This window comes from Pseudoselenomonas ruminantium, assembly GCF_900142515.1.
GTDB lineage: Bacteria > Bacillota > Negativicutes > Selenomonadales > Selenomonadaceae > Selenomonas_A > Selenomonas_A ruminantium_D.
In genome coordinates, this window is the sequence record NZ_FRBC01000006.1 from 102,896 (window position 1) to 127,296 (window position 24,401).

Genomic DNA, 24,401 nt, shown 5'->3' on the forward strand with positions numbered 1-24,401 from the left:
AACGGTTATAGTAAACGATTTCTTTTTCTTTCTACGCTCATTATACACGCAAAAACAAGAAAAAACAAGCGATATTTCGCTTGTTTTTTCAAGGTATACTATGGCTTACAAAATTGGCTTTTGATTTTTTGCTTACAAAGATTTGACGAAGTTCTCTCCCAGCTGGCGGCAATCGGCAAGTTCCGCATCCCCAGGAGCATTTTCTACGATAAGGCCGTCAGAGAAGAGTTTTGCACCATCTCCGCGGGTACGTTCAGCCCAGGATTCCATCCAGGCACCACCGCCCCAGCCATAGGAGCCAAAAAGCGCCACCGGCTTGCCGGACAGGCTCTTCTCGGCATCGGTGAAGAGCGGCTCGAAAGAACCTTCTTCCAATACCTCATCCCCCATGGCGGGGCAGCCAAAGATCAGCCCGTCATAATCCGGCACGCTGGAAGCCTTGAAGGATTCTACTTCAAAGAGGCTCACATCCCCGCCAGCCCCCTTGGCACCTTCTTCAATAGCTTTGGCCATAGCTTCGGTATTGCCCGTACCAGACCAATAAACAATCGCGACTTTACTCATAGATAAACCTCCTCTATACGGCCTTGACTAAATCCGGGAGACTGGCGCCTCCCTCCAGCCGCAAACAAAAATCCTGGGTACAATCGGCATACAAATCAAAGAGCGCTCGGGTTTCCCGCTCATTGGCATAAACCTTCCAGTAGCCGCTATAGGCAAAATCCTGCCCCTTGTGTTCGATGAAACCGGCTACATCCTCGGGCGGATAGCCCAAAAACAAACCTACTTCATGGGGAAAGGATTTTCTGAGCTGCATCCGCATTTTCAGATACTCCAGCATCCCCATCAGCGTATCATCATTACGATACCCCAGCTGTCTCAGTATCTTTTTCGCTGCCGGCCGGGCCAAATCCTTCAATAGGGACTTTTTCCGGTAAAAGAGCAGGAGCACATATTCTTCCCCTTCTGACAGACGGAAGACCGATATTCCCTTGCAATTGAAACACGGCAGATACCCCGCCAGCATCGCTTCAAAATCATCGAACCGGCTCTTCTGGAATGAGAGCAGACTGGCGGTTTTCAATCCCAGCAGCATCGGTGCTGCATGGAAGCCCAGCAACTGTTCAAACCCTGCTTTCCCCAATTTCACATCACCTCACAAATGATAAATCTTATCGTTTGCATCATAAAGCCATTATAATGCAATTGATAATTATTTGCAAGTAAAATTTACGGAAAGCTAAAAAACTTTCTTGCCACCAGCTACTGGGTATTGTATTATAGTTATGTATTATTATATTTTATTTTTTTATAAATTATAGTAATACAATATTTCATCCGGGAAAAACGAAGCTGCAATTGTAAATGTAATATTGTAAATATCCCGGAAAACTTTGGAGGTTATATTATGTTAGGTCTTCTCATTGCCACCATCGTGGTAATCTGGGTTGCCCGCTTCGTACTCAAGAAGTATCCGGCGCAGCCTGTGCTCTTTACCGCCGGCATCGTGATGATGGTGCTGACACTGGTCTTTGGCCTCGGCGAGATCCTGCCGGCCAAACAATCCACCGGTTCTCCCTGGCTGGATATCATCCAGTCCATAAGTCTGGCTTTCAGCAGCCGCGCAGCCAAGCTCGGCATGATCATCATGCTGATTGGCGGTTTTTCCAAATATATGGACTGCATCGGTGCCAGCACCTCACTGGTACGCATCGCCATCAAACCACTGAAGAAACTCGGCCATCCCTATATGGTACTGGCCCTGACTTCTGTGCTGGGTAACTTTCTGGCCATGTTCATCAGCTCCGCTTCGGGCTTTGGCCTGTTGTTGATGGTAACGATGTATCCAGTGCTGGTCCGTCTGGGCGTGAGCCGGATTGCGGCCTGCGCCGTGATTGCCACCACTTCGGCACCAGGCTGGGGCCCTGCGGGTGCCGACAATATCTTTGCCGCGGAACTCATCGGCATGGAGATCGTTCCTTATTTCATGCAGTATCAGGTTCCCGTTGGTCTTTGTACCATAGCGGCACTCGCCATCTCTCATTTCTTTGTCCAGCGTCATCTCGATGCCAAAAATCCGGATGAAATGGCAGGCAAAGATGTATCCGCATCCGTGACCGAAGAGCAGGCCAAAGCGCAGGAAACACCGGCTGTGCCCGCTTTCTATGCGTTGCTGCCCACCCTGCCACTGCTGCTGGTACTCTTCTTCGGCCTGAATGAAGGCACGGGGATCAACATGGACATCAGCATGGCCACGTTGATCAGTATCTTCCTGACCATGCTGATCGAATTCATCCGCCATCGTGACGGCCTCAAAGCCTGCCAGGACATCAGCGCCTTCTGGAACGGCATGGGCCTGCAGATGGCCACCGTCGTCACACTGGTTGTCGCTGCCGAAACGTTCTCCAAGGGCCTTATCTCTCTGGGCGCTATCGACACCTTGATCGAAAGTGCCCAGAATGCCGGCCTTGGCGGTATCGGCATGATGTTCGTATTCGTCAGCATCATCATCGCCGCAACGCTGATTACCGGCAGCGGCAACGCCACCTTCTTCGCCTTCGTGCCGCTGGCTCCGAAAGTGGCCGCACTTTCCGGTATTGCCCCGGTGCTCTTGGTACTGCCCATGAACTTCGTATCCAATCTGGCCCGTTCCCTTTCGCCAATCGCCGCTGTCATGATTGTCGTGGCCGGCGCCGCAGGCCTCTCCCCCATGGATCTGGCCAAACGCACCTTTATCCCGGTTGCCGTGGCTACTGTGATCAATATCGCCGTGACACTGCTTCTCTTTTTCTGATTTGACAAAGGCAATATAACGAATTAAACTAAAGACATGATCATACACGGGAGCTCGCAAACGGGCTGAGAGGAAGTTATGCACTTCGACCGTTCACCTGATTTGGATAATGCCAACGTAGGGAAGCAGGAATAACGTAAATTAGGGACTATCCAAAATCTGGATAGTCCCTTTTCGTTCCCCATTCCCCTCAATCAAAGGAGGAATCATCTTGTCATTGTTTGAAACCTGGGAAAATATCCGCCAGCAGGCCCCACTCATTCACCATATCACGAATTACGTGACGGTCAATGATGTGGCCAATATCACATTAGCCTGCGGAGCCAGCCCCGTGATGGCAGACGATATTGATGAAGCAGCAGAGATCACCACACTGGCGTCAGGACTGTGTCTCAATATCGGTACCCTTAGTCAGCGCACCATTCCGGCCATGATTTCCGCCGCCCGCCAAGCCAGCAAGCTTCATCACCCCATAGTCCTTGACCCCGTGGGCGCAGGTGCTTCATACCTGCGCACGCAGACCGCCCAAAAACTACTCACCACAGCTCCCATCACCTGCATCCGGGGCAATATCTCCGAAATCAAGACCTTGGTCAACGGTGCAGGAATCACCAAGGGGGTCGATGCCGCCGCGGTGGACTGTGTGACAGCGGAAAACCTTGCCGAATCCTGCACCTTGGCCAAACAGGCCGCAAATTCCCTGAAAACCATCGTGGCCATTACCGGAGCTATCGATCTGGTAGCCGACGAAAAGAGTTGCTACGTCATCCGCAATGGGCGCCCGGAAATGAGCCGCATCACAGGCACAGGCTGCCAATGTTCTGCCATCGTTGCCGCCTGTATTGCCGCCAATCCGGCCCAGCCCCTTTCTGCAGCCGCTACGGCCGTGACAGCTATGGGGCTGGCCGGTGAAATCGCCTACAGCTATATGCAGCCAGAAGATGGCAATGCCACGTATCGCAACCGCATCATTGACACGATCTGCCGCCTGACGGCCAGCGATCTGAAAAAGGGGGCTCAATATGAAATCCACTAACATCACAGCCCAGGCTTTGCAGCTCTATGCCGTTACCGACAGCCGCTGGCTGGCGGGGGATACTCTCGCCCACGCAGTCGAACAGGCACTGCAGGGAGGCGTCACCTGCGTACAATTGCGGGAAAAAGATTTACCTTATGACGAATTTCTCACCACGGCCAAGCAGTTGAAGGGACTCTGCCACCAGTATCATGTTCCCTTTATCGTGGATGATAATCCGGACATTGCCCTGGCTTGCGATGCAGACGGCCTCCATATCGGCCAAAAGGATATGCCCGCTGCCCAAGCCCGTAAACTTTTGGGGCCAGATAAGATTCTCGGCATATCCGCCCAGAACGTGGAACAAGCCGTCATGGCCTATGAAGCAGGTGCCGATTATCTGGGTGTAGGTGCCGTTTTCCCCACGGACACCAAAGATGATGCTGTCGAAGTGACACGTGAGACACTGACTGCCATCACAACCGCCGTACCGATTCCAGTAGTAGCTATCGGGGGCATAACGGCAGCGAATATTGCTCGATTGAAAGGCACAGGCATTGCTGGAGCAGCTGTTGTCTCAGCCATCTTTGCACAAAACGATATAAAAAAGGCTGCTGCAGTGCTAAGGCAGCTTATCCCCCAAGCAGACAGCAGCTTCGGCGATCATTCACTCCCCACCGTCCTGACCATTGCCGGCAGTGATTCCAGCGGCGGTGCCGGCATCCAGGCTGACCTCAAGACCATGCTGGCCAATGGCGTCTATGGCATGAGTGCCATCACAGCCCTGACAGCCCAGAATACACAGGGCGTAACAGCCGTTGCCAAAACCGCCCCGGATTTCCTTGCCGCTCAATTGGATAGCGTATTCACCGATATTTTCCCAGCTGCCATCAAGACCGGCATGGTCTTTGACAGCGACCTGATTGACGTAATTGCTGCCAAACTACGACAATATCAGGCCCAAAACATCGTTGTGGATCCCGTAATGGTAGCCACCAGCGGGGCACGGCTCCTGAACGAAAGTGCGATTTCTTCTTTGAAGAAAAAATTATTGCCACTGGCTACGGTAATCACACCTAACCTTATGGAAGCCGAGGTCCTGGCAGATATGAAAATCGCCAGCCATGAAGACATGGTAACTGCCGCGCATAAGCTTTTTGAGCAATACGGCTGCAATGTCCTCTGCAAAGGCGGGCACCGCCTGCAAGATGCTGATGATCTTCTCTACACCGCCGATGGTACACAGTGGCTGAAAGGCGAACATGTCGACAATCCCAACACCCACGGTACCGGCTGTACTCTTTCTTCAGCCATTGCCAGCAATCTGGCCAAGGGCCTTCCCCTGTTCCCTGCCGTACAGCAAGCAAAAGCCTATATAACAGGTGCCCTGAAGGAAAATCTGGATTTGGGCCATGGCTCAGGCCCGCTTCACCACGGCTGGAACCTATCCACACACATCCCGCTCCATTGACCCATATTTACGATTTTCTCTCAGGGTATCCATGCTAAATATCCGAAAAAGGAACTGCTTTTCACAAGCAGTTCCTTTTTATATCATATCAATTGAAGTTTTCTACCTCTTCCACCGTCGGAATCGAGGTCTGTGCCCCCTGCCGGGTTACGGCGATAGCGGATGCTTTGGCACCGAAGTCAATCGCTTCCGCAAAGTTGCTGCCCGTAAACCGGCTCATAAAGGAGGCCAGGAAGCAGTCGCCGGCGGCAGTGGTATCCACAGCCTTTACCTTGTAGGCGGGGAATTTTTCTACCTGTTCAGCCGTTACCAGCAAAGTGCCGTCGCCGCCCAGCGTCACCAGCACATTTTTCACGCCTTTGGCAATCAGGGCTTGCGCGGCGGTCACCACTTCTTCCTCGGTGCCCGTGGGCAGGCCGGTCAGCAGGGCCAGTTCCGTTTCATTAGGTTTGGTGATATCTACCTGCGCCCAGAGTTCGTCAGGCAGGTCAGCTCTGGCCGGGGCCGGGTCCAGCACCACGACCTTGCCATGCTTTTTGGCCAATCTGGCGGCGGCAATCACAGACGGCACAGGGATTTCCAGCTGCATGACCACAGCATCGGCCTGCGCGAACAGTTCTTCCTGTTCCAGCACAAGCTCTTCATCGACGGCGGCATTGGCGCCAGCAATCACACTGATGCTGTTCTGCCCGCTGACCTCAATCTCGATAAAGGCCTTGCCGGTTTCCACGCCGGCAATCTGTTTGATGCCTGCCGTATCCACAGACACATACTCCAGATTGTCCAGCATCTGCTGGCCGAAGGTATCGTCGCCTACAGCGCCGATCATAGCGGTTTTAGCGCCCAGCTTACCCAGAGCATAGGCCTGATTGGCCCCCTTGCCACCAGGAACCAGCTTCATTCCCTGAGCCATGACCGTTTCACCAGCCTGAGGCCTTCTTTCCATATAAACCGCAAAATCCATATTCAAACTGCCAACAACCAATACCTTTTCCATGAAAATCCCTCACTGTTTCTACATTGAATCTGCATCCATTAATTCTGATGGGCCAGTTCCAGCTCCTCGCCTTCTTCCAGCTGGGCTTCCTTATGGAAGTACCAGGCGATGAAGGCAAAGCATACGACGTTGATGATAAAGGACAGCTGCATGGAGCCGGTCACGTCAGATACATAGCCCTGAATAGCCGGCACGAAAGCACCGCCGATAATGGACATGACGATGATGGCACCAGCCGTTTCCGTGTACTTCTTTTCCACGGCATCCAGCGTGCGGGCATAAATCGTTGCCCAGCAGGGGCCAAAGAGGAAGCTGGCGAAGATGGCACCGTAGATAGCAGCCATGCCCGGAGCCAAAGCCACCACGAAGATATCGAGCACGCCGATAGCGGCATAGAGGGCCAGCACCTTGTTGGCAGAGAACTTGGTCATCAGGAAGTTGGCAATGAATTTGCCCACAAAGAAGAAAATAAAGCTTACCACCATGTAATTGGCAGCGGCACGTTCATTGATGGTCGGGTCGAGATGCAGGGCCAGACGGATGGTAAAAGACCAGACAGCCACCTGCATGCCCACATAGAGGAACTGCGCCACGATGCCACGCTTGAAACGGCCATTGCCAGCCAGATAGGAAAGCGTCTTGCCGATGCTGGGCACACCTTCAGTCGTGGCACTCTTGACCTTGCATTTCGGATAAGCCGTTACCGCAAACAGTGCAAAGATACCAAGCAGGATATAGATCATGATATGGTAGGGTTCCAAGGTATGCTGGAGCATTTCCATCTTGAAAGCAGCGGCCTGCACGGCATCCATGCTGGCCAGCTGGGTTGCCATGGATTCACCCTCCTGGAAAATCAGGTATTTGCCCAGGAGGATACCGGCGATAGACCCCAGCGGCTGGAAGGTCTGACTGATGTTCAGGCGCAGGGTTGCCGTTTCCTGTGGGCCAAGCATGGTACTATACGTGTTGACCGACGTTTCCAGAAAGCCCAGACCGATAGCAATGGCAAAGATGGCCACGAGGAACATGGTATACGTTGCCATATGGGAAGCCGGGAAGAACAGGCTGCAGCCGGCAATATAGAAGCCGAGGCCGCAGAGGATAGCCGTCTTATAGGTCGTATTGCGGATGACCATGGAGGCCGGAATGGAAATCAAGAAATAACCGCTGTAAAATGCGCTCTGCACCAAGGCAGACGCAAAGTCACTCAGCGCGAACACGCTCTTGAACTGCGTGATCAACACGTCATTGAGGCTGGCTGCTGCCGCCCACAGGGGCACCAGACAGGACAGCAAAATAAACTGGAACACCGGAATCTTACTGATATAACCATTGTCATATTGTTCAATATCGTTACGCTTACCAAACAGCATTTGGTATACCTCCTAAAATCTCGTTCATTTCACGGCAGGTGGTGCCGTACTGCCACGGACGACAAACTCCGTGTACATCTGGGTTTTCGTATGGATGCTGCGGGGATTTTTCGCCAGCTGCAGGAGTTTCTGCACCGCCAGCTCCCCCAATTCCTTCGTATGCACCCGGATGGTCGTAAGCCCCGGAGCACATACCCGGCTGAATTCGATATCATCAAAGCCAATCACCGACACATCCTCAGGCACGCGAAGCTGATGTTTCTGCAAAGCCTGCATCACACCTAAGGCCACCATATCATTGTAGGCCACAAAAGCCGTGGGCAGCTCCGCCCCTTTTTCCAGCAGCTGGTCAAAATACTCATAAGCCCCAGTAATGGATACCGGCAGGCTGAATACGTATTTCTTATCCAACGCCAGATTGTGCTTCATCAGCCCCTGCACATAGCCCTGATAGCGCTCGCCGCCATTAGGCGACACTACATCGCCCTGCAAATAACCGATACGCTTATGCCCCAAAGACACCAGATAGGAAACCGCCCGCTCCACCGACTTGCTGTTTTCCATCAGCACACTGTGGAATGGCAGGTCGTCAAAATTGCAATCCAACAGCACCAAGGGGATACCCGTCTGCGCAAAGGCCTGCGCGTCACCCTCGTTAAGCTCCGTCCCCACCAGCAGCAAGGCCGCCGATGGATCTTCAAGCAAGAGTTCCACCTGCTGAGCATAGTCTGCATCATGGCGATAGAGGTTCACAAGCTTGGCCTCCATGCCGTTTTCCCGGCAGGCATTCGTGACACTTTCCAGAAGATTGTTGAAAAACGGGGCATCGGAAAGGATTTTCCCCGAATCGTGATAAATCACCAGCTTGATGCTCTTGATCTTGTTTTCCGTGATATAGCCGCATTCCTTAGCAATGGCCAGAATCTGCATGGCCGTATCATGGTTGACGCCCTTCTTGTTATTGAGGGCATTGGACACCGTTGCCGGCGAAAAACCGGATAATTCACTGATCTTCTTGATATTGACCTTCACGCGCATTCACTCCTGTTAAAAGACAACCCCCGCCCGCAGGATGACATTCGGATACGGCGTGAACTCACCGGTACGGATGGCGAACCGGACCTTCCTCGATAGTTCCTTCAAATCATCATGGGGCATATACTCATATTCTACATTCCCCAGTTTCTCCTTGATATAAGCGTGCAGCGCGGGATTGTGCTCATGGATTTCCTCCGCCAGATAGCAGCCTTCCACGGCAGCTTCTGTAAGCAGTGCATCCATCACCTGCTGGAACGTGGGTACCCCCTTCGTCACAGCTAAATCAATCACCGTGACTCCCGGCGGAATCGGCATTCCCGCGTCCCCGACCATAAACAGATCCTTATGACCAAGAGCGGCCACACAGGCCGATAACTGGGCATGTAATATTCCTGACTTTTTCATTATCGTTTACCTCCCCTGTTGATGTCAAATTAGGTATATAAATATTTGGCCATTTATTTATATATTTTTCAGATTTATGTGTATCATTATAATCTTATACCTAAAACAAGTCAATAGTTTTTCGTACGTTTTTTTATTATTTGCCTATAAATGTCAAAAAATAAAGGTCATATGTCCATTTTTATCTTAACATATACAAAAAACCATGTAAATATTTTTATAAATATTTACATGGTTTTTTAGCGATAAATTTATATTCAGCCCATAAATGTCTTAAGCAAATCATTGAGGGATCGCTGGTCTTCCCCATGCATGACTTCCCTTGCCGAGTGCATGGCCAGCATGGGCACGCCGATATCCATGGTGCGCATAGGAACGAGGGCAGACGCAATGGAACCTAAGGTCGAACCGCCACGGCTGTCGCTGCGGTTGACAAAATGCTGCCATTTTATATCATGGGCTTCGCAGAGCCCGCGCACGATAGCCACGGCTTCCGTATCGCCGGCATAGGACTGGCTGGCGGCCTGTTTGAGCACCACGCCGCCGCCCATCACGGGCTTATGGGAGGGATCGCATTTATCCGCAAAGTTCGGATGCAAGGCATGGGCCACATCCACCGAGAGCATAAAGCCACCGGCAATATCAGCCAGCATATCTTCCCTCGCCTTGCCCAAAGCCAGATAAATCCGTTCGATGGCCTGCAGGAGCACCAGCGAGCCGGCCCCCTGCTTGGTACGACTGCCCACTTCCTCGTTATCGAAAAGTGCCGCCATGCGCAGGCCGGCACAAGAGCTCTCCGCTGTCATGATGCCTTCCAGGCAGGCCACTACGGAAGTCAGATTGTCCAAACGCGGCGAGGAAACGAATTCTTCCTGCAAGCCGCAGACAGAGCCTTCCTCATAAGGATAGACCGAAAGTTCATAAGAAAGAATTGTTGACGATTCAACGCCCATTTCCCCGGCCAGCCATTCCAGGAAAAATTCTGCCTTCAGCTCTTCGCCGCCCATGGAAGCCAAAGGCAGCATATCCTTCTGGGCATTGAGCTTGCCGTTTTCATTGACCTCCCGATCCATATGAATGGCAAGGCTCGGAATGGTCAACAAGGGCCGGTTGAAATCCACCAGCCGCACTTCCGGCTGAAAGGGATCTGCCCCGCGCAGGGCCACTTTTCCCGCCAGGGCCAAAGGCCTGTCCAGCCAAGTACGCAGCATCATGCCGCCGTATTTCTCCACATTGAGGACGCCATAGCCCTCTTTGACCATGCCCGCCTGGGGCTTCAGCCGAAAACAGGGAAAATCCGTATGGGCTGCCGCCAGACGCAAGGGCCCAGTTTCCTGTCCTACGACAAAAGCCAGCAAGGTGGAATCAAAGACCTTGACAAAATACCGCCCGCCAGACTGCAGCTGCCATTTCTCCGTCAACGACAACTCCGCAAAACCGGCCCCGGCCAACTTCTCTGCCGCCGCCTGCACCGTATGATAAGGCGTGGGCGCCGCCTTGATAAAATCCAATAAGTCCTGTACGTCTTTATTCATATCCATCACAGCTTTCTTCAAGAATATACCTTCATTTTAACAAATCAGAACACATAAAAAAAGCAACTGCGAACAAATTGCAGTTTATCAATGCGAGCCTGAATAAAATTTGTTACAGCTCAGTGGGGCGGCGGTGGGAATACTTTTTCGCCGCTCCACTAAATGACCCGCCAGCAGAAGTACGCATCTTCCAGCTGCCCGGCGCAATCCAGCTAAACGGCTCTAAAATTACAGGGAGGGTCGTTTAGCGGAAACAGAAAAAGCACTCCCCCGTGAACCCCTGACGCGTATGAACGGGTTGCCTTTGGCACGAACGCACCAACAAACTGCAATTTACAAAAAACGTCCGTCGACATTTTGTCAACGGACGTTTCGGGCTATTAAGGAATTTTTCCTAAATTTCTTATTCAGCAGTCAGCGCTTCATTTTCCTTGGCGCCCCGCACTTCGGCAATCAACCAGCCAAGAGCGGCGGCCAGCAGAGCCGGTACGAACCAGCCCATGCCGATATCATAGAACGGCACATACTGGCTCAGCACAGCGGTCAACGCCGGGAACTTGATGCCGGCAGCGGCGAGGCCGTCCAGCACGGCAAAGACCAGCGTCACATTGATTGCCATGCGGTAAACGCTGTAACGCCAAGCGATGATGCCATCAAACAGGGACAGTACCACGAACACGATAACCAGCGGATAGATGGCTACAAGGAACGGCACGGACAGGGAGATGATCTGCGTCAGGCCAACATTGGAGGCCACGAAGCTGAACAGGGTGCTGACCTGCACGAGGCGGGCATAGGAAATGCGGCCATTGGTCAGCTTGTTGAAGTACCAGGCCATGCCAGAAATCATGCCACAGGAAGTGGTCAGGCAGGCCAAAGCGATGATGATAGCTACCAGCAGGTTGCCAGCAGGGCCGAAGAAGATGGATACGGCACCGGCCAGCAGCTGGCCGCCGTTTTCTACATGGCCCAGCACGCCGGCGCTGGTTGCACCGATATAGGCAAGAGAACCATAAACCATCGTCATCAGGACTACCGTGATGACACCGGAAGCAATGCAGATCTTGCTGACAGTCTTGTTATCTGTCGTGCCCCGCATGCGGATGGCATTGACCACGATGGTACCGATGGACAGGGATGCCAAAAGATCCATGGTCTGATAGCCGTCCTGGAAGCCCTGGGAGAACGGTGCCGTGATATAGGCGCCCGTAGCGTCCAGCACCTCCCCCAGCGGGGTGATGAAGGACTTGGCAAAGAGGATGACCAGGAACACCAGCAGCGCCGGCGTCAACATCTTGCCAACACGGTCAATGAGCTTGTTCGGCGTCATGGCCAGATAATAGGTGGCGCCGAAGAAGAACAGCGTGTAGATGAACTGGCCCATGGTCAGGTCATCTGCCGACAGGAACGGACGAATGCCAATCTCAAAGGAAACCGCACCGGTACGGGGTACGGCGAACACCGGCCCGATGGTCAGATAGAGGATGACCAGCAGTGCCGTGGCCAGCCACGGATAGGTTTTGCGGTTCATAAACTCCACATATTTACCGCCCTGCATGGCAATGGCCGTAATCCCCAACAGCGGCAGGCCAACACCTGTAACCAAAAATCCCAGCATGGCAATAATGCTCTGGGAGCCTGCCGCCTGCCCCAGGGCAGGCGGAAAAATCAGATTGCCGGCACCAAAGAAGATGGAAAACATCATCAGACCGACAGTCAGCACTTCGCCTTTGCTCATACTTTTCATAACTCTTTCACTCTCTTTTCTTATTATTCATGCCGAATGTGCGTACATGGTGTACACGCATAGACATAAAGAAAGTCCATGTTCCACCTTGCACGAACATGAACCCGGGTGTTACCCGACTTTTGCGATAAACGTATTATAGCACAAAGACAAAAGACCTTGCAAGGACATTTTTGTATTTTAGGCGTAAACTTGTAAACTTTTATTTCTCATACTTTTATGTTATACTGTGGACATAAATGTCCACGAAAATATATAGTTCAGAAAGGAGTTCCTTTATGTCAGACGAGCAGACCGAAAAGAAAGAACTTGACCCGCTGATTACCCAGCCTCATGGCGTGGAACAGCAGGCCAAGATGGAAATCGTCAACATGATCCACAGCGGCGAAAGCCCTTTCGACATCATCTACCATATGGCCCTGCGGCTGGAAAAATCCTCCGGTGAGCCAGGCTATGCCAAGTATGTCGAGGACCAGATACGCGCAGTCTACGGCTTTGCCCTGCAGCATGTAAAACCCATGCAGGACGAGCTGCGGGATGTAGAAGAACGTCTGGAACGCATCAAGAAATCCTACGAAAACCCGGAATTCACCGAAGAAGAACACATCCGTATCGGCTTTGCCATCGAACGGCACAAGAAGAACATCGAACGACTGAAAATCATGATTCAGCGCGCCGAGGCCGACCACGCCGATATGACCATCATCAAGAACTAAATCATAAAAAAAGCCGCGCTCACCAAGGAGCAGCGGCTTCTCTTTTTAACCGGTTCTCAATTTCAGCTATTTTTTCGGGGGCAATTTCCCGCAATTCCTCCATCAACTGACGCAACTGTTTGGAAAGAGTAAGAACTACACCAGCATTTTCCGGATACGCACCCAGCGACCTGGAGGACATAAAATCGTTTCTAAGCAATTCCCGGTAGTCATCCAACGGAACAGGCTCCGAATAAAAATATCCCTGTGCATACTCACAACCAATTGTACGCAAGAAATCCACCTGTTCCTGGTTTTCCACACCTTCTGCAATCACCGGCACGGCCAGACGCTTTGCCATGCGCACAACAGAATTCAAGATACTGTCTGCGCGGCCATTTTCCACGCCCTGAGAATTTGCCAAGAATTTCAAGTCAATCTTCAAGATGTCAACCGGCAGATCCTTTAACATATTCAGCGAAGAATAACCACTGCCAAAATCATCCATAAGGATCACAAAGCCTTTTTCCTGCAAAGCTCTGGTTATCTCAATGATCTGCTGTGGATTCTCCACATAAGCACTTTCCGTCAGTTCCAGTTCTAAAAAACGGGGATTCAGATTGTATTTTTCGGTTAATTCCTCAAAAATCTGTACCAGATTCGGGCTGTAAAAGTCCACACGGGATACGTTGATGGATACAGGCAACACCGGCCGGCCGGCATCAATATCCTCCCGCAACAGCTGGCATGTTTTCTCCCAAACATATTTATCCAACTGGTAGATAAAACCATTCTGTTCGAAGATCGGTACAAACTTAGCGGGAGAAATAAAGCCCAGTTGGGGATGTACCCAACGCACCAGAGCTTCCGCCCCCATGATTTTCTCTGTATTCAGGTCATATTTGGGCTGCAGATAAACAATGAACTCTTCCCGTTCCAAACTGCCATTCATATTGTTGACGATAACCTGCTCATTGACCATCGTCTCCCGCATATCATCTTCGTATTCGCCGCAGACGATCAACCCATTGCGAGAAGCCTTGAACAGTCCCATAGCCGCGCGGTCCAACATAGTTGTCACGGACAAATCCCGCTCTTTCACCGTATAAACACCGAAATAAAAGTCGATACGGTAATCCAACGCAAAAGACACCGCTAGCATCTGCAGGGAATGGATCAAGTGCTCCCGGAGTTTTCCTGCGGTAGGGTAACACAGCAGGAAATTATCCGCGTAAAGCCGCCCGTAAACACAAGGCTCCAATTGGATACTGGTCAGGAACTCCGCCACATACTTCAGGAGCTTATCCCCTGTTTCCTCACCGAACAGATCATTGATCACCTTGAAGCGGGCAATATTGAAACGCATGATTTCGAACTCTTTTTCCGGATGCTGCGTGATGATCTCCGCCGCCCGCTGACAAAAGGCCTTCTTATTATACAGGTTAGTCAGCCGATCATAGCGCAGATTGTAAAAGAAGCTGGCATAGCCTCGCTGCACATTTATGCCACAGATCTTATACTCATCCTCAACCTTCCGAAACATCAGCATGATGCGATGCATGCTATGCTTACGTCCGATGCTGCAAAAATCAATATTGGCCCGTACCGTAATGCCCTGATCTGTTTCCACTTCCCCACAGGTCAGCTTGCGAATATGAATTGGTTTAGGACGGTCAGCATTTTGGTGCAAATAAGCTATCACCTGCTCCTTGCCTTGCACATAGTGCTGAGTATTCAGGCCAAAAAAGATGACATCATCTGTCAAGATGTGGCAAATATCATTCGTATCACCGAATTCATAATATTCACGTATTATATCGTTGGCCAACGACGCCACACTGCAACGCACCATCCGTATCGTCCCTTCATAACTCCATAAATTTCAATTCCTTTTTAGATTATATCATATAAAACAAAACGAAAAAAGACCTTATCACAGCCATACAGCCATCATAAGGTCTATAAATACAAAATGGTGCCTTCGAGCGGAATCGAACCACTGACACGGGGATTTTCAGTCCCCTGCTCTACCAACTGAGCTACAAAGGCAAAATGGCGACCCGAAGGGGACTTGAACCCCTGACCTCCGCCGTGACAGGGCGGCATTCTAACCAACTAAACTACCGGGCCATGTGAATGTGTCACTCACAAGTCATAATTATACGGATAAAATAAATAGTTGTCAATAGATTTTTATCAATTTCTGTAAAAAAAATAACCCTCCGCTAGCGAAAGGCTATTTTCCCATATCAATTCAAAGCTTCCACAAACTTCTTCAAATCCTCGGCTGCTTTCGTCACCCGGGACAGATTAGCTGTGATTTCTTCGGTGGAGGCCGCCTGCTCCTCACTGATAGAGCCGGTCGTTTCAATGGTCTTAGAGATGCCCTCAACGGCCTTGTTCATCTCATTCAACGTGGACTGGATACGTTCCGTAGCTTCACGGGACTGTTCTGCCAATTTGCGCACTTCTTCTGCCACAACCGCAAAACCACGCCCCTGCTCACCAGCACGGGCAGCTTCGATAGCGGCATTGAGGCCTAAGAGATTGGTCTGCCCAGCGATATTGGTAATGAAATCAATGACCTTGATGGTATCGGCGTTCTTTTCCTGCAAGAGCTTGGCCTGCTCCACGGATTCCTGGCCTGCTTTCGCCAAAGCGCTGGCACTCTTGGCTACCTGTTCCACAGCCTCATAGACCGTTTGCGTCGAGGACGCGATTTCCTCAATTGCTGAAGACAGCCGCGCATTGATCTCTTCCCTGTTCTTTACATCCTCTGCCATTTATATTCCTCCCCCATCCTTAAAAATTGCCCTCAAAACATCTTCACCTAACGATAAAAGGAAAAATCATCTATGCCGTCTATAATATCTTGCTCTTTTCTAATTCCACACCGAGCGCCAAAAACCTTCTTTTATCCAAAAAATTTTTATTCGCAGCAGCAAAAGGAAAAAGCCCTGCACAAACAGAATTAATACTAAAAGTTAACTACCACTGTTCACATAGCTATGACAAGGAAGGAATACGTTATGGAAAATGGTATCTCACTCTATCTGGGGTTAGGAATCCCTCCCGACCTCAGTGCCACTAGTATTGTCCAAGCGGCTAAAAACCAGCTGCACCATCTCTTTATCACCCTGCCAGACTACGATTGTGACCTTGGAGACATCAAAGACGAACTGTCCGTAGTCCTTAAGACTGCCCGTGAAAATAACATGGACATTGTTGCCAATCTCACCCGGAAAACCATGTCTCAGCTGGCACTGGATGATTGCAGTCCCACCAGGTTCCGCATGTGGGGCATAAAATCCTTGCGCTTCGGAGAGGGCTTCTCCCCAGCAGAAATCGCTGCCTTCTCTCAAAACCGGCAGGGTGTTCGCACTGTCCTGAATGCCTCTACGATCACCCCCAAAATACTCGCCGCTTTAATGGAACTCAAGGCCAATTTTGCCCAGATCGATGCTCTGCATAATTTCTATCCCCGCCCCGGAACAGGCCTGAGCGAGGACTTTTTAGTGAGCAAAAATATGCTTCTGCATAAAGTCGGCATCCAGGTAGGTGCTTTCGTGGCAAACGGCAACAGAGAATATGGTTTTTTCAGAGCAGGCCACCCTACCTTGGAAAATCACCGTCAAGAAACAGTATCCCTATCCTGCCGCCACCTGGTGGCTTTAGGTGTCGACAAAGTATTCCTGGGCGATATTCCGCCTGTCCGGGAAGAACTTCAGCTTGTCAGCCAGCTTTCGGATCAGGCTGTCACCCTGCGGGCTAAATGGCTTACCCAGGTCCCGCAGGAACGTGAGTTGCTCCAGCATGTTTTCACGGCCCGCCAGGATGCTGCTCAAATGGTTGTCAGAGCCAAAGAAGGCTATGAGCTTTTGCAGGGAAACATTCCACCGGACAACACCAGTATCCGTCCTCTTGGTGCCATAACCATCGACAACGAGAAAAACCGTCCTTATATGGGAGAGATCCAGATCTGCCGCCAGCCTCAATGTGCTGATGCGGGTATAAATGTAGCAGCTCAAATCGATGAAGCCGAGCTGAACCTGATAGAATATATCAGCCCGGGACGAAAATTTTCCTTCCTATTTCATGAATGATTTGTGGTATAATATACGATATGAGTATTTTAGGAAGGAAAAACTTTTATGTCAGATAAACCTATGGGTGAGCTCTGCGATATGTGCGAGGTCCACCATATTCACCCTGAAAAAATAAAAAACTGTACCCTACATAAACTGGATGATGATACCAGCCTGGAATTGGCTGATTTATTCAAGGTACTAGGTGATAAGACACGGATAAAGCTGTTGTCCCTGCTGGCAGCAGAGGATGAACTCTGCGTCTGTGATATAGCTGAATCTTTGCAGATGGGACAATCTGCTATCTCTCATCAGCTTAGGGTATTGCGGGCTGCACGGCTGGTAAAATTCCGCAAAGCTGGAAAGGAAGCATTTTATTCCCTTGATGATGACCACGTATTGATTCTCATGCATATGGGACTGGATCATGTAAGTGAACGGTAATCTAAGAAAGGACGATCTGCCGATGAGTAACCGGATTCTCCATAAAAGTGCTCTGTTGTCTCTGTCTTTCATATTAACAGGTCAATTAGCACTAGCGTCCCCTACACTCCAGGAAGGCTCTCACGGTCATGATGTACTTCTCCTGCAAAAGAAATTGCAGTCCGTAGGCTATAGCATTACCTCCGTAGATGGAGTATATGGTACGGAAACCGAACGTGCCGTAGCTGAATTCCAGCGGGACAACAAAATCCGTATCACCGGCGTTGTCAATAATGCCACCTGGCGGGCTTTGAAAAACGCCAAAAAAGTCAAATGGGGAGTCGATATCAAAAAGTCCCAGCCTCAGTCAAAAGCACGCACGCCTCAAGGGCCGATGGCGCCTAATAACGCCCCCATCTTAGCCCGCAGCAAAGTTGGCGATATTCTCCGCACGGCGCGATCCTATATCGGCGTGCCTTACAGCTTCGGCGGCACTACGCCAAAAGCCTTTGACTGCTCCGGCTATCTCCAGTACGTATTTGCCCAGAACGGCATCAACATCCCCCGCACCGCTGACGAGCAGTACAAGCTGGGCCTGCGCACCAGCAGCAGCAAACAGCTCGTCCCCGGGGATCTCGTCTTCTTCACCACCTACGAACCCGGTGCCTCCCATTGCGGTATATACCTCGGTGATGGAGAATTCATCCATGCCAGCTCCAGCAAGGGAGTAAGGGTAGATGCCCTGTCCGATGATTACTGGGCACCAAGATTCCTGGGCGGGAAACATATCGTGAAATAACAAAGACTGGTCATTTGGCCAGTCTTTTTCATATCCACATTTGACACTCCCCATAGATGAATCTAGGGGATTCTTGGTTCGACAACCACTGCGCCCAGACCTAAGTCCAAGCGTCTTACACGATTTCCCCAAGCGTGAATTCCCGTGTGCCCCACGGTATTTGTGTATGCGAATGCTTGTTATCTTTACAACGGTGAGGTCTTTAAATCACCGCAGGTTGATACACGCAACCTCAACCCGCTAAGAACTGGTTGCCCGTGGGCCTTGGTTTTCGATTCGTCCAGTGTCTATCGTAGCAGGGCTTCTCCTTTCTTCCGTATTGTTTACGTTAAGTCTATTATACTACGAAAATTAGCAGTTGTCCTGCTTCAATTACTTATGTAAATTTACGCCGCATTAGATAACAATAGTTCAACCAACGTCCGTTTAATGCCAGCAGGAATATCGTTGGCGTTCCTCTGGGGTGCGCGGCCATTTATTGCCATTAACCATGTAATCACACCAATCTTCGACATTATAATGCAAAACATAGGTAGCACTGTCATAGTCCCGACATTTTTCTATCAGACCGCTGCTGCGAATCATTTGCTTGCGATCAGCCCGGGAATATCCCCTATCGCCCAGCATCAGCATTATTGTCCCAAAGAATCTGCGCACTTCTAGTCTAAGTCCCGCAAACAGCATATCAAATCTCCACCTTTCTAATGTCATGGACATTTTTTACTGCTCTTTCTGTAAGCACAACCCACTGCCAACCATTGGTATCCTGCCGAACTTTTTCTATTGCCTGCTCAACAGTCAATTTATTAGCCATATATTTGGCATACATCCGTGACACTCCATAGTCAGCCATTGGTCCATATACACAATCATAGTCCACGCAGACAGGCAGCCTAAGCCGATTTCTTACCACGAACTCAGCCCACTCCTTGTTTGGCTTATCAAATCCCTTGATTATCAACCCGTCTTCGTCTAATTCCATACTCAATACACAAGGAGCAAGCGTTCCCTTGGCCCAGATTATCGCTTGTGTCAATCTAGGCGTAACATAGAACCCTGTACCAAAGTCCAAACCTTTGCGCCCTGCTGAAATATCAATGCCATTTTGCAGAATCTGTTCCGCACTGAACAAATCTGTACCATGATATAGCTTCATCGCTTCATTCTCCTCTATATCATTATAGCACTTCAAAGTTCTTCATTCAATCTACAAGAATTGGTCAAACATTTGATTACTCTTTTATCTTCGTTCCAATAGGTACTTTTAGATATTTATTCAAATCCTTAGTAAGTATCTTTATCAGGCTGTCATCCTTATCAAGAACATAAAAACCACCATTGTCAAAATCGCTGAAAAAAACTATTTTTCTCCCGCTATCTAAATGCAATGTAAATGTTTTTATATAGGATGAAAATTTACTGTCTAAAACAATATTGCAAATTCCTGTGAATTGAAAATCAGCATCAGAAAAATTTTGTTCTTCTACCGAAATATTATTGATAATATCGCCATTTAATAATGCTAATATTTTTCGCAAATCAAAAGAACGATTAAATCTATTACCAGAATTATTATAATAGCGTTCAGGAATACAATCCTTGGATATTCTAACTGAGCTAGATTCATGAAAATCTATTTCAAATACGCCTCTATCTGTCATCACTATAACAGGTTTGAGAACATCTCTAAAATATAAATCTGTTTCTTTCAATTCATTTAGCCATGCCATTATTTCCTCATAATCCCATTCTTCGTACTTAAATCCACCTGATGGATCCACCCCTATTACACATATATCAGGATACAATGATGATGTTCTTATTCTCCCCAAATCATATATACTATCATCAACGACATTCACTTCCTTAATTCTTGCACCAATAAGTCCAATAATTTCAACAAACTCTTTTAATACAGATGGTTGTTGAATAAATGGTGCACTTCACTCCCAACCGCTAAAATATTTACTCTTAAAATCATCCACTCTGCTGAGTGTTTGCAAATTATTTTTACGAATAAAATTCGCAACTTGTTTTTTATAGGTCTCATTCATATCATTCCACTCCCTTCTTCTCCATTATATTCATCATTTTCCTTACCCAATAAGATTTCTTCCAGACTTTCCTATCTCCCACCACATACAACCGATACTTTGCCCTTGTAACAGCAACATTAACAATATTACTATTCACCCAATTAACTGCTCCATCTGCTTGTGGAGAACTATCACACCCTAGTACAAATATGACTTCATCAGCCTCCTTACCTTGAAATTTATGAACCGTGCCAATATTGTTATCGCACCACTCACTGATATTTTTCACCGTTGATAATCTGTTTTTTAACAACAGTTTAACTCCGTTAACTACAGAGTTAAATGGGCTTATGATATAGATATTGGGATTTTGCGACTTTTGAAAGGCTTGTCGCATCATTTCAACAATATGTTCACCCTGTCTTTGCACAAAATGGTCTTTATTGCCTTTTTCACTTCCTGCAATATCAAACCAACAGGACTTGGAATACAAAAAGCCAGCCATTTTATCCTCACTTGGCTCTGCCGTTTGTTTCTTCATTATCCCACCATAGGATATTTGATTGGAAATTTCATACATCGGATTGATACACCGGCGATGTACTAATAGCGGACACCCTAACCATTCTCGCTTTTCGTTTCCATCTTCATCAGTTAGATAAATTCCCCATTTATTGATATTGTCAGCAAATTGTTGCACAGAAATGCCTTTATCAATGTATCCATTGTATATATTTTCCGTATATGTAGATTTCAACAAATCCAACTCATCTGTTACCACTGGCTCTACTTGCTTGGGATCTCCGACGATAATCGCCTTACGCGCACGGTACAAAGCGCCTAATGCCATCTGCGGTTCAGCCTGTCCTGCCTCGTCCACAATCAATGTACCAAAAGTACCTGGCACTTCAACATCACACAAGAATCGGCCAACAGCAGCAAACGTTGTGGAAATGACAGGCACCAGCAGGCTCAAAGTTTGTAATAATGCAGGCACAGCACACTTGCGGTCAGCGATATGATAGATAATACGATTATTATTTCCATTGAACACATCCCATATCAGCATCAAATTTATCAGATTATCACGGCAGCATTTTGATGATAGCAAAAATTCTTTATGTACCTGCATGGCCAGCCAGAAAAGCTCTTCACGCGCGCGATTATATGCATCGGTAAACCAAGGATTACCTACTTGCGCTTTTGTGCTGATCTTTGTGTCATCAGACAATAGCGCATCCATATAATCATCATCAAAACAAGAAATCTTCTCTGCTTTTATGCTTTCCACCATTTTTTTCTGTTTAATATACTCATTTTCACAGTCTTTTAATTTTGCTTTCGCATGTTCGATGTTTTCTTGTAATTTAAGCACTTCCTTACGCTGCTTTTCCAATTCGACAAGCTCTTTCCCCAAATATTCTACATATTCATCAATAAAGTGATTAAATTCTCTATTCGTCTCTATATACCAAAATAATATTTTAAGTCTATGATACTTTTTATTATTCCAAGCCGATATTGACTGTAAAATTTCCTGCTTGCGACTCTCAATATAGCCACACCATTCTTCTAATAAAAGTATATCTCTTTTGTCATCAGACTCATTTTCAATAGTTGCAATCAATTTATCAATACGTTCATTATGTTCATTTTTACACCTATGCTTAAAAATTAGGCCTTCATACTGATAAGCCTCTCGCAAATCCATGATTCTTGATAACTTAGTATTTGCAATCTCCCAGCTACGAATAACAGCATAATTCTCTCTTTTCCATTGCTCTGCACTATGATGTAGTTTATCCACACTATCCTGAGAATCCTTAACCAGTTTGGACAAATGATAAAAATCAGCAACAGCCTTGCAGTTTTCCTCCAGGTGTTTTTGCATGCTCTGCACTTTTTCCCATTGTGATAAAAATTTCTCTCTTGCCTGCAAATAAGATGCTTGCCGTTTTTCGATTAGTTTATTACTAGAAAAAAAACTATCCTTCAATGGATTAAGTACACACGTCGCAAATTGTCTTACATTTTCCTTTTTCCCCAATGCCGCTGCAATCAGCCCCCACGCCGAATCCTTCGTCCCCAGCAAGTCAGAGGTAAATCTAGAGAAATAAATATCCTTCTCCCGTTGCACCTTTCCATTTACCACGAAGTCTTCATATAACAAAGATTTGCTGACATCAAATAGATCTCTTATATGTTTCTGGGCTTCATCATTATCAAAAGAACTAATTATATCTTTCGCTCTAGGCAATTCCTTGCTAATATTTTCAACTGCCGCATTATTGCAGGATGCCACCACAATCCCATAATCATTGATTTTATCATTCTTCAATACAAAGTATCCGCCTTGAACGTATTGATAATATTTTTTATATCCATTCTTCCCATCAATTTGCCCATGAGAGAAATTCCTTACATCAAAAGCATTATCAGGATTTTGATATTCAGCCAGAAGTTTAGCCCGCTCTACAACGTTATTTACTACAATCTCTTTTAACATTGTGGTCTTGCCAGTCCCCGGCGGCCCATTTACGGAAAAAATCGATTGTTGATTATTATTTACGGTAAATAAATTAACTGCAACTTGCTGCATAAATGCTGGCATATACTTAGATGGCCATTTTGCTTGTGGTGCATGATTGACGTTTAAAATAGGAAATAGTTTATGATATAATTCATTTTTAGATAAAGAATTAGCTTTATTAAAAGCAAGATTTGTACGTTCAACAACATCTAAGAATGTAGGTGAATTGATATATGAAACAATGGCTTTTCCCATTTCTGTTTTCCAAAATTCACTACTAGAATCTAAACTTCTCTTGAGCATATCAATATCATCAGCAAAAAAGTTCATACTCAATCCATGATAATCATCTTCACTGACATATTGAGATGCATTAGCTATTTTATAGGAAATTATACAAGAATCTTCCACTCCCACATTATTAGCAAATGCATCTTTCAAGTATCTATCATATAGTTTTTGTTGTAATCTATATATTTCATTTTGAAAAAAACTTACAATTGTTTGGATATTACCGTCATTATCTGTATTAGTAGTTGTACTCGAAAAAGTAGTTTGTTGAATCGTTATTTCCCAATCACTAACACACTTCATATATTTATCATAAGCTAATGACCTATCATTAGCTAACGAATCTATCGCCCATAATAACGGTGATAAAGAGAACGAGTTATCTATATATTTTCCATTGGCGGTAAATTGCATACTTGCCCATGCAATTATATCATTATTACTTCTCTTATCAGGCGCATCAATATCTTTCCCCAATATATCAACAATTCGTTCTACACATTTATTTCTAATCACACTTCCAATATATAATGTGATATTACTGCAAAAATCCATCTTATGCTGTTTTTGAGCTGCAATAACTTGTGAGAGGATATCACCTGTGGGCTGTAAAAGCTCAATATCTTTCACACTATTTTTATTAATTTTCCTTCCCATCTTTGGAAGAGAATCTTGCTTCAACAATTCCAATAGAAGCCAATATGACAAGATTTTTTGAGCGTTATTTATCATCAACAAACCCACCTAAATTATATTAGCAAAAAAGGTCATTGCACAAGCAATGACCTGAATTCACAAGTGGCGGAGTGGAGAGGATTCGAACCTCCGCACCGGTTACCCAGCCTAACGATTTAGCAAACCGTCCTCTTCAGCCTCTTGAGTACCACTCCGTGTATATGGCAGGGGCAGTAAGAATCGAACTCACAACCTACGGTTTTGGAGACCGTTGCTCTACCAATTGAGCTATACCCCTATATATCAAAAAATGGGGCGACTTATGGGGATCGAACCCATGCATGCTGGAGCCACAATCCAGTGTGTTAACCGCTTCACCAAAGCCGCCATGAAACTGGCAACGCCCTATCCTCCCAGTCCGTCTCCAGACAAGTACTTTCGGCGTATGAGTGCTTAACTACTGTGTTCGGTATGGGAACAGGTGGAACCACT

General features: G+C 47.6%; 20 protein-coding genes, 5 tRNA genes, 1 rRNA gene and 1 riboswitch. Of the genes, 7 read left to right on the plus strand and 19 right to left on the minus strand.

The features are described 5' to 3' along the window. Positions 1 to 132: 132 nt before the first annotated feature. On the minus strand, positions 133 to 564 hold the full coding sequence (locus BUB68_RS04755; protein WP_073088633.1) for a flavodoxin: 432 nt from the start codon (positions 562 to 564) through the stop codon (positions 133 to 135). Positions 565 to 577: 13 nt separating this feature from the next. Next, on the minus strand, positions 578 to 1,096 hold the full coding sequence (locus tag BUB68_RS04760; RefSeq protein WP_073088653.1) for a DUF3793 family protein: 519 nt from the start codon (positions 1,094 to 1,096) through the stop codon (positions 578 to 580). A gap of 312 nt (positions 1,097 to 1,408) precedes the next feature. On the opposite strand from BUB68_RS04760, the gene dcuC reads away from it, so the two are divergent. The 3 genes from dcuC to thiD all read left to right on the plus strand — a co-directional run bounded on the left by dcuC (position 1,409) and on the right by thiD (position 5,280). Then, complete coding sequence (gene dcuC / locus BUB68_RS04765; protein ID WP_073088634.1) at positions 1,409 to 2,794, plus strand: C4-dicarboxylate transporter DcuC; 1,386 nt, start codon at positions 1,409 to 1,411, stop codon at positions 2,792 to 2,794. A gap of 36 nt (positions 2,795 to 2,830) precedes the next feature. Then, a riboswitch (TPP riboswitch) is annotated at positions 2,831 to 2,936 on the plus strand. A gap of 69 nt (positions 2,937 to 3,005) precedes the next feature. After that, complete coding sequence (gene thiM, locus BUB68_RS04770; RefSeq protein WP_256625780.1) at positions 3,006 to 3,830, plus strand: hydroxyethylthiazole kinase; 825 nt, start codon at positions 3,006 to 3,008, stop codon at positions 3,828 to 3,830. Further along, positions 3,817 to 5,280 carry a bifunctional hydroxymethylpyrimidine kinase/phosphomethylpyrimidine kinase gene (gene thiD, locus BUB68_RS15770; RefSeq protein WP_073088635.1) on the plus strand — a complete coding sequence of 488 codons (1,464 nt, stop codon included), beginning with the start codon at positions 3,817 to 3,819 and terminating at the stop codon, positions 5,278 to 5,280. Before thiM ends, thiD begins: the two co-directional genes overlap by 14 nt. Positions 5,281 to 5,368: 88 nt before the next feature. On the opposite strand, the gene rbsK is transcribed toward thiD, so the two are convergent. From rbsK to brnQ, 6 genes are all read right to left on the minus strand, one after another. Then, positions 5,369 to 6,277, minus strand: a complete 909-nt coding sequence (gene rbsK / locus BUB68_RS04780; protein ID WP_073088636.1) for a ribokinase — start codon at positions 6,275 to 6,277, stop codon at positions 5,369 to 5,371. A 38-nt stretch (positions 6,278 to 6,315) separates the two neighbouring features. Continuing rightward, complete coding sequence (fucP, locus tag BUB68_RS04785) at positions 6,316 to 7,650, minus strand: L-fucose:H+ symporter permease (protein ID WP_073088637.1); 1,335 nt, start codon at positions 7,648 to 7,650, stop codon at positions 6,316 to 6,318. Positions 7,651 to 7,674: 24 nt separating this feature from the next. Continuing rightward, on the minus strand, positions 7,675 to 8,682 hold the full coding sequence (locus BUB68_RS04790) for a LacI family DNA-binding transcriptional regulator (RefSeq protein ID WP_073088655.1): 1,008 nt from the start codon (positions 8,680 to 8,682) through the stop codon (positions 7,675 to 7,677). 15 nt (positions 8,683 to 8,697) lie between these two features. Then, entirely contained in the window at positions 8,698 to 9,093 is a 396-nt protein-coding gene (rbsD, locus tag BUB68_RS04795; protein ID WP_073088638.1) for a D-ribose pyranase, read from the minus strand. 257 nt (positions 9,094 to 9,350) lie between these two features. Beyond that, positions 9,351 to 10,628, minus strand: a complete 1,278-nt coding sequence (locus BUB68_RS04800; protein WP_073088656.1) for a M18 family aminopeptidase — start codon at positions 10,626 to 10,628, stop codon at positions 9,351 to 9,353. 403 nt (positions 10,629 to 11,031) lie between these two features. Continuing rightward, positions 11,032 to 12,375, minus strand: a complete 1,344-nt coding sequence (brnQ, locus tag BUB68_RS04805) for a branched-chain amino acid transport system II carrier protein (RefSeq protein ID WP_073088639.1) — start codon at positions 12,373 to 12,375, stop codon at positions 11,032 to 11,034. A gap of 278 nt (positions 12,376 to 12,653) precedes the next feature. Between brnQ and BUB68_RS04810 the strand changes: the two genes are divergently transcribed. Then, positions 12,654 to 13,091 carry a hypothetical protein gene (locus BUB68_RS04810; RefSeq protein WP_073088640.1) on the plus strand — a complete coding sequence of 146 codons (438 nt, stop codon included), beginning with the start codon at positions 12,654 to 12,656 and terminating at the stop codon, positions 13,089 to 13,091. A 19-nt stretch (positions 13,092 to 13,110) separates the two neighbouring features. On the opposite strand, the gene BUB68_RS04815 is transcribed toward BUB68_RS04810, so the two are convergent. The 4 genes from BUB68_RS04815 to BUB68_RS04830 form a co-directional block, all read right to left on the minus strand. After that, positions 13,111 to 14,922 carry an EAL domain-containing protein gene (locus BUB68_RS04815; RefSeq protein WP_073088641.1) on the minus strand — a complete coding sequence of 604 codons (1,812 nt, stop codon included), beginning with the start codon at positions 14,920 to 14,922 and terminating at the stop codon, positions 13,111 to 13,113. Positions 14,923 to 15,043: 121 nt separating this feature from the next. Then, positions 15,044 to 15,119: transfer RNA gene (locus BUB68_RS04820), tRNA-Phe, on the minus strand. 4 nt (positions 15,120 to 15,123) lie between these two features. Continuing rightward, positions 15,124 to 15,200: transfer RNA gene (locus BUB68_RS04825), tRNA-Asp, on the minus strand. 119 nt (positions 15,201 to 15,319) lie between these two features. Next, a complete protein-coding gene (locus tag BUB68_RS04830) occupies positions 15,320 to 15,853 on the minus strand; it encodes a methyl-accepting chemotaxis protein (protein WP_014425648.1) in 534 nt (177 codons plus the stop codon). Between the two features lie 246 nt (positions 15,854 to 16,099). Between BUB68_RS04830 and BUB68_RS04835 the strand changes: the two genes are divergently transcribed. From BUB68_RS04835 to BUB68_RS04845, 3 genes are all read left to right on the plus strand, one after another. Further along, entirely contained in the window at positions 16,100 to 17,173 is a 1,074-nt protein-coding gene (locus tag BUB68_RS04835) for a MupG family TIM beta-alpha barrel fold protein (RefSeq protein ID WP_073088642.1), read from the plus strand. Between the two features lie 81 nt (positions 17,174 to 17,254). Continuing rightward, positions 17,255 to 17,599, plus strand: a complete 345-nt coding sequence (locus BUB68_RS04840) for an ArsR/SmtB family transcription factor (protein WP_073088657.1) — start codon at positions 17,255 to 17,257, stop codon at positions 17,597 to 17,599. 22 nt (positions 17,600 to 17,621) lie between these two features. Further along, a complete protein-coding gene (locus BUB68_RS04845; RefSeq protein WP_073088643.1) occupies positions 17,622 to 18,377 on the plus strand; it encodes a C40 family peptidase in 756 nt (251 codons plus the stop codon). Between the two features lie 685 nt (positions 18,378 to 19,062). Here BUB68_RS04845 and BUB68_RS04855 read toward each other — a convergent pair. The 7 genes from BUB68_RS04855 to rrf all read right to left on the minus strand — a co-directional run. Then, on the minus strand, positions 19,063 to 19,569 hold the full coding sequence (locus BUB68_RS04855) for a DUF3990 domain-containing protein (RefSeq protein ID WP_443216117.1): 507 nt from the start codon (positions 19,567 to 19,569) through the stop codon (positions 19,063 to 19,065). Positions 19,570 to 19,609: 40 nt separating this feature from the next. Beyond that, on the minus strand, positions 19,610 to 20,239 hold the full coding sequence (locus tag BUB68_RS04860; protein WP_143188085.1) for a hypothetical protein: 630 nt from the start codon (positions 20,237 to 20,239) through the stop codon (positions 19,610 to 19,612). A gap of 193 nt (positions 20,240 to 20,432) precedes the next feature. After that, a complete protein-coding gene (locus BUB68_RS04865) occupies positions 20,433 to 23,966 on the minus strand; it encodes a DEAD/DEAH box helicase (protein WP_073088646.1) in 3,534 nt (1,177 codons plus the stop codon). Between the two features lie 67 nt (positions 23,967 to 24,033). Next, positions 24,034 to 24,124: transfer RNA gene (locus BUB68_RS04870), tRNA-Ser, on the minus strand. Positions 24,125 to 24,131: 7 nt separating this feature from the next. Next, positions 24,132 to 24,207 (minus strand) — tRNA-Trp (locus BUB68_RS04875). Between the two features lie 13 nt (positions 24,208 to 24,220). After that, a tRNA-His gene (locus BUB68_RS04880) sits at positions 24,221 to 24,296 on the minus strand. Between the two features lie 5 nt (positions 24,297 to 24,301). Beyond that, positions 24,302 to 24,401, minus strand: a 5S ribosomal RNA gene (rrf, locus tag BUB68_RS04885); the annotation flags it as partial.

What these genes read in the sequence shown, in the direction of transcription:
- BUB68_RS04755 (WP_073088633.1), bottom strand. Translation starts at nt 564, where the DNA reads ATGAGTAAAGTCGCGATTGTTTATTGGTCTGGTACGGGCAATACCGAA.
- rbsK (WP_073088636.1), bottom strand. Translation starts at nt 6,277, where the DNA reads ATGGAAAAGGTATTGGTTGTTGGCAGTTTGAATATGGATTTTGCGGTT.
- dcuC (WP_073088634.1), top strand. Translation starts at nt 1,409, where the DNA reads ATGTTAGGTCTTCTCATTGCCACCATCGTGGTAATCTGGGTTGCCCGC.
- thiD (WP_073088635.1), top strand. Translation starts at nt 3,817, where the DNA reads ATGAAATCCACTAACATCACAGCCCAGGCTTTGCAGCTCTATGCCGTT.
- rbsD (WP_073088638.1), bottom strand. Translation starts at nt 9,093, where the DNA reads ATGAAAAAGTCAGGAATATTACATGCCCAGTTATCGGCCTGTGTGGCC.
- fucP (WP_073088637.1), bottom strand. Translation starts at nt 7,650, where the DNA reads ATGCTGTTTGGTAAGCGTAACGATATTGAACAATATGACAATGGTTAT.
- BUB68_RS04835 (WP_073088642.1), top strand. Translation starts at nt 16,100, where the DNA reads ATGGAAAATGGTATCTCACTCTATCTGGGGTTAGGAATCCCTCCCGAC.
- brnQ (WP_073088639.1), bottom strand. Translation starts at nt 12,375, where the DNA reads ATGAAAAGTATGAGCAAAGGCGAAGTGCTGACTGTCGGTCTGATGATG.
- BUB68_RS04865 (WP_073088646.1), bottom strand. Translation starts at nt 23,966, where the DNA reads ATGATAAATAACGCTCAAAAAATCTTGTCATATTGGCTTCTATTGGAA.
- BUB68_RS04760 (WP_073088653.1), bottom strand. Translation starts at nt 1,096, where the DNA reads ATGCTGCTGGGATTGAAAACCGCCAGTCTGCTCTCATTCCAGAAGAGC.
- BUB68_RS04810 (WP_073088640.1), top strand. Translation starts at nt 12,654, where the DNA reads ATGTCAGACGAGCAGACCGAAAAGAAAGAACTTGACCCGCTGATTACC.
- BUB68_RS04815 (WP_073088641.1), bottom strand. Translation starts at nt 14,922, where the DNA reads ATGGTGCGTTGCAGTGTGGCGTCGTTGGCCAACGATATAATACGTGAA.
- BUB68_RS04830 (WP_014425648.1), bottom strand. Translation starts at nt 15,853, where the DNA reads ATGGCAGAGGATGTAAAGAACAGGGAAGAGATCAATGCGCGGCTGTCT.
- BUB68_RS04840 (WP_073088657.1), top strand. Translation starts at nt 17,255, where the DNA reads ATGTGCGAGGTCCACCATATTCACCCTGAAAAAATAAAAAACTGTACC.
- BUB68_RS04845 (WP_073088643.1), top strand. Translation starts at nt 17,622, where the DNA reads ATGAGTAACCGGATTCTCCATAAAAGTGCTCTGTTGTCTCTGTCTTTC.
- BUB68_RS04800 (WP_073088656.1), bottom strand. Translation starts at nt 10,628, where the DNA reads ATGAATAAAGACGTACAGGACTTATTGGATTTTATCAAGGCGGCGCCC.